Origin of the sequence: Actinomyces sp. Z16 (genome assembly GCF_003111765.1) — a bacterium.
Lineage (GTDB): Bacteria > Actinomycetota > Actinomycetes > Actinomycetales > Actinomycetaceae > Actinomyces > Actinomyces glycerinitolerans.
Map to the genome: position 1 here is coordinate 3,401,693 of NZ_CP027862.1, position 13,004 is coordinate 3,414,696.

The 13,004-nt window shown below is 72.1% G+C and carries 9 protein-coding genes; 1 reads left to right on the top strand and 8 read right to left on the bottom strand.

Going from position 1 to position 13,004, the window contains the following annotated elements; all coding sequences use genetic code 11:
- Nucleotides 1-170 precede the first annotated feature (170 nt).
- Nucleotides 171-380 carry a DUF3073 domain-containing protein gene (locus C3B71_RS14095; protein ID WP_073331097.1) on the top strand — a complete coding sequence of 70 codons (210 nt, stop codon included), beginning with the start codon at nt 171-173 and terminating at the stop codon, nt 378-380.
- 124 nt (nt 381-504) lie between these two features.
- Here the strand turns inward: C3B71_RS14095 and purM are convergent, their stop codons facing one another.
- The 8 genes from purM to C3B71_RS16740 form a co-directional block, all read right to left on the bottom strand.
- Nucleotides 505-1,656 carry a phosphoribosylformylglycinamidine cyclo-ligase gene (gene purM / locus C3B71_RS14100; RefSeq protein WP_108968896.1) on the bottom strand — a complete coding sequence of 384 codons (1,152 nt, stop codon included), beginning with the start codon at nt 1,654-1,656 and terminating at the stop codon, nt 505-507.
- On the bottom strand, nt 1,653-3,452 hold the full coding sequence (purF, locus tag C3B71_RS14105) for an amidophosphoribosyltransferase (RefSeq protein ID WP_108968898.1): 1,800 nt from the start codon (nt 3,450-3,452) through the stop codon (nt 1,653-1,655). The genes purM and purF overlap by 4 nt, the downstream gene beginning before the upstream one ends.
- A gap of 34 nt (nt 3,453-3,486) precedes the next feature.
- A complete protein-coding gene (locus C3B71_RS14110; RefSeq protein WP_108968900.1) occupies nt 3,487-5,766 on the bottom strand; it encodes a 5'-nucleotidase C-terminal domain-containing protein in 2,280 nt (759 codons plus the stop codon).
- A gap of 127 nt (nt 5,767-5,893) precedes the next feature.
- Entirely contained in the window at nt 5,894-7,990 is a 2,097-nt protein-coding gene (locus C3B71_RS14115; protein ID WP_108968902.1) for a PTS fructose transporter subunit IIABC, read from the bottom strand.
- A 50-nt stretch (nt 7,991-8,040) separates the two neighbouring features.
- Entirely contained in the window at nt 8,041-9,072 is a 1,032-nt protein-coding gene (locus C3B71_RS14120; RefSeq protein WP_073331113.1) for a 1-phosphofructokinase family hexose kinase, read from the bottom strand.
- Nucleotides 9,069-9,839, bottom strand: coding sequence for a DeoR/GlpR family DNA-binding transcription regulator (locus C3B71_RS14125; protein ID WP_073331116.1), 771 nt, complete (start codon nt 9,837-9,839; stop codon nt 9,069-9,071). Before C3B71_RS14125 ends, C3B71_RS14120 begins: the two co-directional genes overlap by 4 nt.
- A gap of 108 nt (nt 9,840-9,947) precedes the next feature.
- The gene (locus C3B71_RS14130) at nt 9,948-10,319 is read right to left on the bottom strand and encodes a sterol carrier family protein (RefSeq protein ID WP_108968904.1); all 372 of its coding nucleotides are present in this window, start codon (nt 10,317-10,319) and stop codon (nt 9,948-9,950) included.
- Complete coding sequence (locus C3B71_RS16740) at nt 10,316-12,739, bottom strand: bifunctional metallophosphatase/5'-nucleotidase (protein ID WP_267896294.1); 2,424 nt, start codon at nt 12,737-12,739, stop codon at nt 10,316-10,318. Before C3B71_RS16740 ends, C3B71_RS14130 begins: the two co-directional genes overlap by 4 nt.
- Nucleotides 12,740-13,004: the final 265 nt, after the last annotated feature.

A 13,004-nucleotide genomic window follows, 5' to 3' on the forward strand; every position in this document is an offset into this window, starting at 1 on the left:
CCGTATTCCCAGCATGCGGCGCCTCATCCGTGGGCCTTACCACGACCGAAGCGCCGCCTGTGGAATGGTGTTTCGGCGCGGTGACGTTGTACGGTTGCCCCACGACACATTTGCCCAGTTGCTGCGCGCCCACGTGCGCGCCCAGAGATATGTTGGAGGGGGTCGAGCCTATGGGGCGCGGCCGTCAGAAGGCCAAGGCGACCAAGGTCGCCCGCAAGCTCAAGTACTTCAGCCCGGAGACCGACTATGCGGCACTCGAACGCGAGCTCGCCACAGCGTCCTCCGCAGCGTCCCCCGACGTCGAGTCCGACGACGACATGTATGAGGAGTTGGCCGCAAAGTATGCGGTCGACGACGACTGGGACGACGAGGACGCCTGACACCCGCCCCGGGCGCCTCGCCGTACGCAGCCATGCGCGAGTGCGGCGCCTGAGCGTCTCCGCGTAACGCCGCGACGCGCCGCCGGGCCCACAGCGGCTCCGGCGGCCCCGCCCCGGTGTCGGCTCAAGCGATCCGATAGGTCCCCAGCAGGTCCACGCCACCGCCGTCGACGCCCTTGGTGCCGGCAATCAGCCGTCCCCGGGGCGCGTAGTCGGCGGCGTCCTCGACGCTGCCCAGCACCCAGGCGGGCACGCCCGCGGCCTCGGCTCCGCCCAGCACCGCATCGGCGGCGTCCGGGGATACCACCGCGACCATGCCCACCCCCAGGTTGAGGGTGGACTCCAGGTCGTCCCACGGGACCGCGCCCAGGCGGCGCACGACGTCGAATACCGCGGGCACCACCCAGGAACCGCGGTCGACGACGGCGATGGTCCCGGCGGGCAGGACGCGGGCCAGGTTCGCCCCCAGGCCGCCGCCGGTGACGTGCGCCAGGGCGCGGATGCGCAACTCGGCGGGGTCGACGTCGGCGGGGTCGATCTGGGCGATGAGGTCAAGCAGCACCCGGGTGTACAGGCGTGTGGGCTCCAGCAGCTCCTGCCCGACGGTGCGGCCGAACTCGGGCACCTCCCGGTCCAGGGACCAGCCGGCCTGATCCACCACGCGGCGCACCAGTGAGTAGCCGTTCGAGTGCAGACCGGAGGACGCCAGGGCCACAAGCACGTCGCCGGGGCGCACCCGCTGCGCACCGAGCGCCCGGTCGGCCTCCACCACGCCGGTGGCGGCACCGGCGACGTCGTAGTCGTCCGGGCCCATCAGCCCGGGATGCTCGGCGGTCTCCCCACCCAACAGGGGGGTGCCGACGGCGGCGCAGGCCTGGGCCACGCCGCGCACGATGTCGGCGATGCGCTGCGGGATCACCTTGCCGCAGGCGATGTAGTCGGTCATCAGCAGGGGGCGGGCGCCGACCACCACGATGTCGTCGATGACCATGCCCACCAGGTCCTGACCGATGGTGTCGTGGATGTCGAGAGCCTGGGCGATGGCGACCTTGGTGCCGACCCCGTCGGTGGAGGTGGCCAGCAGGGGGCGGCGGTAGCTGCGCAGCTCGGAGACGTCGACCATTCCGGCGAAGCCGCCCACCTCCCCGACGACGGCGGGGGTCATGGTGGCGGCAACCGACGCCTTCATAAGTTCGACCGCCCGGTCGCCCGCGGCCGTGTCGACGCCGGCGGCGGCGTAGGTGATGGGGGCGTTGGGGGCGTCGCTCTGGCTCATCGGACGGCTCCTTCCGGTGCGGGGTCGGCGGGGGTGACGGCGTGCCGGGCGGATGCGGCGTCGGCACCCGAAGACGTGGCGGCCTCGGGGTCGGCCGGGGCCCGGTGGGGACTGCCGGCGCTCAGGTCCGGGCGGGTGACGCGGCGCGGGGCCGCGGGCACGGGGGCGGCATCGGTGTCGGCGCGACGACGCCGGTAGGCGCCGGGGACGCGGGCGGCCGGCGCACCGGGTAGCGGGCCCGTGGTGGGCGTGGCGGTGTGGTAGTTGCCGGTGAAGCAGGCGGTGCACAGGGCGTCGGCGTCCTGCCCGGAGGCGGCGACCATACCGTCCACCGACAGGTAGCCGAGGGAGTCGGCGCCGATGGAGTCGCGGATCTCCTCCACGCTCATGCCGGTGGCGATCAGCTCGGCGCGGGTGGCGAAGTCGATGCCGTAGTAGCAGGGCCACAGCACCGGCGGGGAGGAGATGCGCACATGTACCTGCGCGGCGCCGGCCTCCCGCAGCATGCGCACCAGGGCGCGCTGGGTGTTGCCGCGCACAATCGAGTCGTCGACGACGATGAGGCGCTTGCCGGCGATGACCTCACGCACCGGGTTGAGCTTGAGCCGGATGCCGAGCTGACGCAGGGTCTGGGTGGGCTGGATGAAGGTACGGCCGACGTAGGTGTTCTTCACCAGTCCCTGCCCATAGGGGATGCCGGAGGCCTGGGCGTAGCCGATGGCGGCAGGGGTACCGGATTCGGGGGTGGCGATGACCAGGTCGGCGTCGACCGGGTGCTCGCGAGCCAGGGCCGCCCCCATGGCGTTGCGGGCGGCGATCACCGAGGTGCCGGCGATGCGCGTGTCCGGGCGGGCGAGGTAGACGTACTCGAATACGCAGCCGGCCCGGCGGGGCGTGGCGAAGCGGGTCGAGCGCACGCCGTCGGCGTCGATCTCGATCAGCTCGCCGGGCTCGATCTCGCGGACGAAGGCGGCCCCGAGGATGTCCAGGGCGGCGCTCTCGGAGGCGACCACCCAGCCGCGCTGCAGGCGGCCGAGCACCAGTGGACGCACGCCGTGCGGGTCGCGGGCGGCGTACAGCGTGTGCTCATCCATGAACACCAGGGAGAAGGCGCCGCGCAGCAGGGGCAGCACCCGCCGGGCGGTGGCGGAGATGCTCAACGGCGGAGCGGCGTCGGCATCGGTCACCGGGAGGTACAGGGGGGTGTCGGCGTCGACGGCGTCATAGTCCCAGGCGTCCAGGCGGCCACGCTGGGAGACCAGCTCCATGAGGGCGGCGATGACGGCGGTGTCGGTGGAGGAGCCGCGGCCGAGTTCGCCGGTGAGGTCCTCCCCGCTGGTGCGGTGGACCGCCTCCATGAGTTCCCGGGTGTTGGTGAGGTTGCCGTTGTGGGTCAGCGCCAGGGTGGAGCCGGCGGCGGGCCCGAGCATCGGCTGCGCGTTCTCCCAGGTGCCGGCGCCCTGGGTCGCGTAGCGGACGTGTCCGACGGAGAGGTGGCCGGTGAGGCTGGACAACGTGCCGTCGTCGAAGATCTGGGAGACCAGGCCGAGGTCCTTGTAGACCAGGATCTTGCTGCCGTCGGTGGAGGCGATGCCGGCGGCCTCCTGGCCGCGGTGCTGGAGGGCGTACAGACCGAAGTAGGTAAGCCGCGCGGCCTCCTCCCCCGGCGCCCAGACGCCGAAGACGCCGCACTCCTCGTTCACCTCCTCGCCGAGGGCGAGCGGCGGAGCGGGGCGGGCAGGGGCGAGTGTGCCGCCGGAGGGCGGGGTGGTCCGGTCGGGGTCACCAAAGCTCACCGGAGCATCATCCCACAAGCCGATCCGGCGGACCCTAGTCGCGTCGGCGGGCGGTCAGCAGGGTGCCACCGCCCATGAGGCCGAGGGCGAGCAAGCCGAGGGCGATCGGCGCGCCGGTGCGGGCCAGGGCACCGCGCGAGCCGTGCCCCGTGGCGGGCGTACCGGCGACTACCGGGACCACGCCGGCCGTCGTCGGAGCCCCGGTGGCCGGTCCCACCGCCGCGCTGGGCGTTGGCGGTGCCGGTGTCTCCGGCGAGACCGCGTGCACGACCTGGGCGGTGACGGCGAGGGTCTCGGTGGACTCGTCGGCCCTGGTGATGGTGAAGGAGACGATCGCGCACGTCGTGCTCACGCCGTCGACCGTGCAGTCCTGGGTGGCGACGCCGTCGGGAAGCGTGAAGGTGAGCGTCGCCTGGCCGGTCTCGGGCAGGCCGGGGGTGACCGACTGGTCGATGTCGCTCGTCGTCAGGGTGCGGGTGGTGCCGTCGGCCATGTCGACGGTGGCGGCGATCGAGGTGGCCGCGTCGCGCACGCCCTGCTCGGCGGTGGCCGAATAGCTGAGTCCGGTGAAGCGGGCCGTCACGGTGTCGCCGTCGACGGCGAGCGAGGTGCCGACCTGGTGCTTGTCGTAGGAGGCGGTGGCCGGGGAGATGCGCACCAGGTACTCGGAGGTGACCGTGCGGTCGAGGATGCCGGTGTTGATCATCGTCTTCTCGCCGAGGGTGGTGAAGTTGTCGCCGCCCGCGAGCAGGAAGGTGTTGGAGGCGACGGTGACGGTCGCCGCGTCGTCGAGCAGCTCGCCGTCGATGTAGACGGCGTCGATGACCCGCGAGCGTGCGTCGGCGATGTCGTCGGCAAGGCTCTCAACCAGTGCGCTCCGTTCCGCCTCGGAGGCGGCGGTGGAGATCTGCGTGAAGTAGTCCTCGAGCTGGTCGGCGGCGTCCTGGTCGAGGTAGACCTCGACGTTGTCCGAGGTTCCGAGCATGAGCGCGGCGCGCGTCGTCGTCGGCTGGAACTGCTCGGCGAGCACCTGCTTTACCTGGGCGCCCGTGTAGGTGGCGTAGGCCATCTCGTTGCCGAAGGGCTGCACCGTGTAGGCCTCCCCCGCGGTGAGCTCGCCGGCCAGGTAGTCGGCGCGCACCCCGCCGGGGTTCATCAATCCGATCGCGTAGTCGCTTGACGGCTGAATGTCCTCGGCCAGCCAGGAGGCGAAGGAGGTGGCGATGAGGTTGGAGGCGGTGGACTCGGTGGAGCGGTTGGCCCCGTAGTCCGTGCCCGTGTCGGTGCCGCGGTAGAAGTTCGAGCCGAGGGTGGTGAGGACCTCGTTGCCGGCGGCCTCGGAGTCCGTCTTCGCCTTCGCGACGATGTCGGCCACGCCGTAGGCGTCGGTGGTGCAGTCGGACTCCGCCAGGTCGAGGTTGCGGGCGGTGGCGGCGGTGACGTCCTTGGTGCCGTCGGCGGCGGTGGTCACCGTCAGGGAGATCTCGCCGAGTTTGAGGCCGTAGTGGTCGGGCTGGACGACGGCGATGTCCGTGCCGTCGGTCGACTTGACGACGTCGGCGAAGGGCACGTGGGTGTGGCCGGCGACGACGGCGTCGACGGCGCCGTTGAACTGGTTGCCATAGATGGCGGCGTCCTCGTGGGCCAGGACGACGACGACGTCGGCCTCTCCGTTGGCGGCGTCGCCGTCCTTCAGCGCGGTGGCGCGCGCGTTGGCGGTGGCGGTCGCGTCTAAGACCGTGAGGCCTTCGAGCGCGGACTTGGACACCAGGCTGGGCAGCTCTTCGGTGACGACGCCGATGAAGCCGACTGTGACGCCGTCGACCTCGGTGATCCAGGTGCCGTTGCCGGAGCCCTCGGCGGCCAGGGCGGCGTTGCCGGTGACGTTCGCGGACAGGATCGGGGCGTTGAAGGCGGGCAGGAGGCGGTCGGCGAGGTCGGTGATGCCCTTGTCGAACTCGTGGTTGCCGGCGCTGGTGACGTCCAGACCGATGGCGTTCAGGACGTCGATGGTGGGCTGGTCGTCGAGGATCGAGGAGATGTAGGCGCTGCCGCCGACGTTGTCACCGTTGGAGACGAAGAGCGTGCTGGGGTTGCGCTCGCGGGCGGCGGCGACCTCGCAGGCCAGGGTGACGGCGCCGGGCTCGTCGCCGGTGGTTTCGATGTGGCCGTGCAGGTCGGTGATGCCGAGGATGGAAAGCGTGGTGGTGTCGGCGGCCTCCGCGGCCGTGGCCGGGGCGGTGATTGTCGGCGCGAAGGCACCGAGGGCCAGGGCCGCCGTGAAGGCGACGAGGCGGCGATATAGGTGTGGCATGAGCAGTCTCGGGAGGTTAGTGGGGTGGAAGACGCGACGAGTGTAACCCCTTTCACACGGCGTCCGGGCCCGAGTGGCAATCCCACCCGGGCCCGGACGCTTCGGACCGACTCAGTCGACGGTCGGATCAGGCGGCAACCGCCTCGGCGGCGGCTTCAGCCAAGAGCTTGCGAGCCCGGGCCTGCTTGAGGACGAGCACGCCGATGGCGGTGACCAACATGCCCGCGATGATCGAGATGAAGAACCCGAGCAGGTTGTCGATCGCGAAGAACACGAAGATACCGCCGTGCGGAGCGCGCGAACCCACGTGCAGCGCCATGGACAGGGCGCCGGTCACGGCGCCGCCCACCATGGACGGCGGGATGATGCGCAGCGGGTCGGCGGCGGCGAAGGGGATGGCGCCCTCGGAGATGAAGGAGGCGCCCAGCAGCCAGGCGGCCCGCCCGTTGTCCCGCTCGACGTCGGTGAACAGGCCCGGGCGCACCGTGGTGGCCAGCGCGAGGGCCAGCGGCGGCACCATGCCGGCCGCCATAACCGCGGCCATGATCTCGTAGGAGGCGGTGGTCGCCGCGGACAGGCCGGCGGTGGCGAACAGGTAGGCGGCCTTGTTGACCGGACCGCCCAGGTCGAAGCACATCATCAGGCCCAGGATGATGCCCAGGAAGATGGCGGAGCCGGAGTCTGCCATGGAGGTCAGCGAGTCGCTCATCCAGGTCATGAAGGAGGCCAGCGGGTTGCCGAGGACCATGTACATCAGGGAACCGACCACCAGTGTGGTGGACAGCGGGATGATGACCACCGGCATGAGGCTGCGCAGCCACCGGGGCACGTCCAGCCCCGCGAGCCAGGAGGCCATGTAGCCGGCGAGCAGCCCGCCGATCAGACCGCCGATGAAGCCGGCACCGATGGCCACCGACAGCGCGCCCATGGCGAAGCCGGGGGCGATGCCGGGGCGTCCGGCCAGGCCGAAGGCGGTGTACCCGGCCAGGGCCGGCACCAGGAAGTTCATGGCCGCGGTGCCCAGGAGGGCGAAGACCGCACCGATGTAGGCCATCAGCGGGGAGCCGCCCAGGGCGTGCGGGGCCGCGTAGGCCGGGTTACTCAGATCCGGCAGGTTCCAAAGGCTGGAGGCCGTGAGCCCCTCATCCGCGTTGCCGATGACGATGGTCTGGGCGGTGGAGCCGATGTCGTAGCCGCCGAACAGGAAGCCCAGGGCGGTGAGCAGACCGCCCGCGGCCACGAAGGGAATCATGTAGGACACGCCGGTCATCACCGAGCGCTGCAGGCGCCGCGCCCAGTGCACGTGCTCCTCCTCGCCCTCGGCCTCGCCGCCGCCGGCTCCCGCCGCCACCCGCTTGGCGCCGGGATCGTCGATGGCGGCCAGGGCCTGGTCCACCAGGGAGCCGGCGTCGTTGACAGCGGCCTTGACGCCGACGTCGATCACGGGCTTTCCGGCGAAGCGCTCCAGGCCCTTGACCGGCAGGTCGTGGGCGAAGATGACGGCGTCGGCCGCCTCCACCAGGTCGGCGTCGAGCCAGTCGATCTTGCCGGAGCCCTGCCCCTCGATGCGCACGGTCACGCCGCGCTCCTTGCCGGCCTGTTCGAGCGCCTCGGCGGCCATGAAGGTGTGGGCGATGCCGGTGGGGCAGGAGGAGACGCCGACGATGACGCGGCCGGTGTCGGCGGGAGCCGCGGCGGGCGCAGCGGCATCCTCCTGAGCGGGGGCGCCGCCGTCGCCGAGCAGCTCGGGCTGGACCTGCTCGGTGACCAGTCGGGCGACGTCCTCAGGGGTGGCCGCGGCGCGCAGGGCGCCGGTGAACTCCGACTTCATCAGCCCGCGGGCGAGCTTGGCCAGCAGCTGCAGGTGGAAGTCGTCCGCACCGGCGGGGGCGGCGATCATGAACACGAGGTCGGCGCCCTGCCCGTCGGCGGCACCGAAGTCGACCGGCTGGTTCAGGCGGGCGAAGCCGAGCGAGGGGGCGAGCACGTGCGGGCTGCGGCAGTGCGGGATGGCGATGCCGCCGGGGATGCCGGTGGGCGCGGTGGCCTCGCGGGCCAGGGCGTCGGCGGCGAGCCCCTCGGTGGTGTCGGCGCGGCCGGCGGCGGCGACGACGTCTGCCAGGTAGTTGATGACCGCCTGCTTGTCGGTGCCGGCGGACGCGTCCAGGCGGACGAGTTCGGGCACGATCAGCGGCGTGTTCGCTGCGTTGGTGGGTTGGGACATGGTGTTTTCCTTGTGGTCTCCTGGTTAGTGGTGGTGTGGTTGCGGGCTGGTCAGAGCTCGGTGATTTCGGCGGCCTGCGTGGACAGGTCGGCGGGTCCGGGCAGGGTGGTACCGGGCAGGCCTGCGGCGGCGGAGCCGTAGGCCATGGCGGTGGCCAGACACTCGGGGGCGGCGGCGCCGTGCACGTCGGCCAGGATGTAGCCGGCGACGGAGGAGTCTCCGGCACCGACGGTGGAGATGACGGGGACGGCGGGAGCGGTGGCCCGCCAGGCGCCGGAGGCGGTGGCCAGGACGGCACCGGCGCCGCCGAGGGTGGCCAGCACCGCGCCCACGCCGCGGTCCACCAGGACGCGGGCGGCCTGGGCGACGGGGGCGTAGTCACCGGCGAGCGCGCCCTCTTCCAGGGCGGTGGCGCGCTCGGGGGGCAGGCCCGCGAGCTGGCCGAGCTCCTCCCCGTTGGGTTTGATCAGGTCGGGGGCGGCCTCGGGCAGGGCGGCGGCCAGGGCGGCCAGGGGCGCGTCGGAGGTGTCGACCGCGATGCGCAGCCCGGGGGCTGCCCGACGCAGCAGACCGACCAGGCGCGCGTACCAGTCGGTGGGGGCGCCGGGCGGCAGCGAACCGGACAGGATGGCCCAGCTGTGGACGCCGGCCGGGCTGTCCCGATCGACGCCGGCGGTGTTGTCGGCCGCACCCGCCGCCACGGCTCGACTCAGGGCCGCCTCCACGGCGGCGACCTCGGCGTCCGTCAGAGTGGCACCGGGCTCGTTGAGTTTGGTGGTGGTGCCGTCAGGCTCGGTGACGGCGGTGTTGATGCGCACGGCCCCGGCCACATCCACGGGGATTGTGCTCAGGCCGGGCGCGTCCAGCGCCTTGACCGCGGTCACCAGCGGGTCGTGCTCGGGCGCGGGCAGGACGGCGGTTACGGCCTCGCCGGAGCGGGCCAGCACGCGGGCGACATTGAGTCCCTTGCCGCCAGGCTCGGTGGTGACCGACTGCAGCCGGTTGACGCCACCGCGCACGAGCGGACCGGCGAGCGTGACCGTGCGGTCCAGTGAGGGGTTGGGGGTGAGTGTGATGATCATGCGATGAGGACCTCGGTTCCGGTGTCGGCGAGTTGGGCGGCCAGTGGCGTGGGGAGGGCGGCGTCGGTGACCAGCAGGTCGACGTCGTCGATGTCGGCGAAGGAGACCAGGTGCTCCTGGCCGATCTTGGTGGCGTCGGCCAGGGCGACGACGCGGCGGGCGGCGCGGACCATGGCGCGCTTTACGGCGGCCTCATCCGGGTCGGGTGTGGACAGCCCGTGCTCGGCGGTCAGGCCGTTGGTGCCCATGACGGCCACGTTCACGCGCATGGCGGCGAGCGTTTCCAGGGCCTCGGGGCCGACGGCGGCCTGGGTGATGCCGCGGACCTGACCGCCGAGCATGCGCACGGTCAGGTCACTGCGGCCGGCCAGCAGGGCGGCGGTGAGTACGGAGTCGGTTACCACCGTCAGTCCCAGGCCCTCGGGCAGGAGCCGGGCGAGGCAGCCGACGGTGGTGCCGGCGTCGAGCAGGATGGTGGCACCGGGGCGCAGCTCCAGGGCACCGACGGCGGCCGCGGCGATGGCCTGCTTGGCGGTGGCGCCCAGCAGTTCGCGTTCGGCGACGGCGGTCTCCGGGAGGGCCAGCACGGTGGCGGGGACGGCGCCGCCGTGGACCTTGCGCACGGCGCCGGCGCGGTCCAGGGCCGTCAGGTCGCGGCGGATGGTTTCGACGGTGACGCCGTAGCGGGTGGCCAGGTCGGCGACGGCGACGCGACCCTCGTGGGCCACGGCATCGACGATGTCCTGCTGGCGCTGTTCGGCGTTCACTGCGTACCTCCACCCTGAAGTCCGTTCGGGCATAAGCATATGCCCGAACGGACGTTCTTGTGAAGTGGTTATGCGAACTTCGGGGAACTTTCTTGTCCGACCGGGCGTTCAGGCGCGCAGCAGCGGCAGGTAGGCGGACAGGTCGCAGCGCTCACCGGAGGCGTGCAGGGCCCCGGAGTCCAGCGCCTCCCGCCAGCCCAGGCGGCCGGTGGCCAGGGCCAGCCAGGTGGCGGCGTCGGTCTCCACCACACTGGGCGGGGTCCCCCGGCGGTGCACGGTGCCAGAGACCGCCTGGGTGACGCCGAAGGGCGGCACCCGCACCTCCACGGCATGCCCGGGGGCGCAGGCCGCCAGCTCCTCCAGGGTGTATCGCACGGCGGCGGCCGTATCGGCGCGTTGGGGCCGGGCGCCGGCATCGGTTGCGGTCGCCCACTGCCGCACGGCGTGGGCGCCCGCGGCGGGATCAATACGTCGTCTCACGCCTCCGACGGTACGGCATGGCGCCACCCGCGCAGGCCCCGGCGGATCACGCAGTAGCAGGCCAGCCCCGAGGCGGCGACCACGGCCACCGACATCACGCTGAAGGAGCCCAGGAAGTCCGGCACCTCGAAGCCGGCCAGCGAGTCGTCGGCGGGGGCGACGATCACCTGATCGGCCGCCTCCGGGACGCCGGCATCGGCCTGAGCGGCGGCCGCACCGACCGGCACCAGGGCCTGCAGATCAATGCTGCGGGTGGAGCCGTCGCGGGCCACCAGGGTGAAGGAGACGACGGCGCAGGCCGCATTGGCGCTGACGCCGGCAGCACTGCCGGCGTCAGCCGGGCAGGTCGTGGTGGCGACGTCCGCGGGCAGGGCGATCTTCAGCGTGCTGGCGCCGGTCTCCGGCAGTTCGGGGGTGATGGTCGCGTCAATGGCGGCACTGGTCAGATGCTGGGTGCCGCCGTCGGCCAGGGCCACCGTGGCGGTGACCTCCGCGGCGGCGCCGGGGGCGGCCTGTTCGGAGGCGGCGGTAAAGCTCAGCCCGGTGAAACGGACCGTAGCGCTGCCGTCGGCGGCGTCAACGTCCAGGTCGACGCCGATCTGCCGCTTGGCCAGGTCGGCGGAGGTGGCGCCGCCGGCCTGGAGGTACTCGGCGGTGACGGCGCGGTCCAGAATGCCGGTGCTGGAGACCTCGCCGCCGCGCAGGACGGTGAAGCCGTCGCCGCCCGACAGCATGAAGGAGTTGGAGGCCACCACCACGCTGGCGTCGTCGTCGAGCTCGACACCGTCGACGTAAACCGAGCGGATGACGCGGGCGCGAGCGGCGTCGATGGCGGACTCGAGCTCGGCGGCGCTCTGCGCACCGTTGGAGATTCGGCTCCAGTACTCCTCGAGCTCGTCGGCGGCGTCCTGGTCGATATAGACCTGCACGTTGGCCGAGACGCCGAGCATGAGCGCCGGCCGGGAGGTGTCGGGCTGCCACTGCTGGGCGAGCACGTCCTTGAGTTGGGCGCCGGTATAGGCGGCGTACCCCATCTCGTTGCCGAAGGGCTGGACGGTGTAGGCCTCCCCCTCGGTCAGGTCGCCTAACAGGTAGTCGGCGCGCACGCCGCCGGGGTTCATCAGCCCCACATAGTGGTCGCCTTCGGGGCGAATATCGGTGGTCAGCCAGGCGCGGTAGGAGTCGGCGATGAGGTTGGCTGCGGTGGACTCGGTGGAGCGGTTGGCACCGGGGTCGGAGCCGGTGTTGGTGCCACGGTAGAAGCCGGTGCCCAGGCTGGTCAGCACGCGGGCGCCGGCGGCGCGGGACTCGCGGGCGGCCTGGTCGACGATGGCCTGGACGCCATAGGCGTCGGTGGTGCAGTTCGAGGCGGCCAGGTCGATGTTGGCGGCCTGCACCACGCCCACGGCACCGGTGGCGGGGTCGAAGGACAGGGTGATGTTGCCCAGTAGTTCCCCGTACTGGCCCGACTGGACCACCGCGATGCGGTTGCCGTCCTTGCCGGTGACGGTGGTGGCGTGGGCGACGTGGGTGTGCCCGCCGAAGACGGCGTCGACAGAACCGTTGAACTGGGTGGCGTAGACCGCGGCGTCCTCGTGGGCCAGGACGACGACGACGTCGGCCTCCCCGTTGTCCGGATCGCCGTCCTTCAGGGCGGCGGCACGGGCGTTGGCGGTGTGCACGAGGTCGGCGACCTCGAGTCCCTCGAGGGCCGAGCCGGCCACCAGGCTGGGCAGGGAGTCGGTGACCAGGCCGATGAAGCCGACGGTCACGCCGTCCACCTGCGTCGTCCACACGCCGTCGCCGTCCCCCTCGGCGAGCAGGGCGTCGTTGCCGGTGACATTGGCGGCCAGCACGGGGGCGTCGAAGGCACCCAGCAGGCGGGCGGAGAGGTCGGTGACGCCGTTGTCGAATTCGTGGTTGCCGGCGGCGGTGACGTCCAGGCCGATGGCGTTGAGGATGTCGATGGTGGGCTGGTCGTCCAGCACCGATGAGATATAGGCCGAGCCGCCCACGTTGTCGCCGGTGGACACCAGCAGGGTGCCCGGCGTGGCTGACCGGGCGGCGGCGACCTCACAGGCCAGGGTGACGGCGCCGGGCTCGGAGACCAGCTGCGCGCCCTCGCTGTCGGTGGACACCCGCTCGATGTGGCCGCCGAAGTCGCTGATACCCAGCAGGTTGATCGTGACGGTCGCAGCGTCCGCACCGGCAGGGGCGGCAGCGGCAGCCGCCCGCTCGTCGGCGACACTCGCGCCGGGGCTCGCGCTCAGCATGCCGCCTACCGGGGCGGCCACTACCACCGGGCCGCCGATGGCGGAGCCGGTAACCGCGGTCGGCGCAGCCACTGCGCCGGGATCAAGGGCAGCGAGGCAAAGGGCCGTCAGGGGGACGACCAGCCGGGCCAGGTGTCGCGATCTCATGGTGGTCCTCGTAGTGATCATCAGTAAGTCGAACGATTGACATCACCATAAGTGTCAGGACACCTATGGGCCAGGGCACACACCAATTAGTAATCATGACAATTTGATGATGCTAGGCAGGCCTCCACCTATGAACCCGGATCGCCGCCACCGCGCCCCTACTTTCCGGCTCCATACCGCGCATACGACACGACGGCGCCCGGCCGCCTGGGAAGCGACCGGGCGCCGTCGTCGGGCAGCAAGTCCCGGAGCACGTGACCGCGAG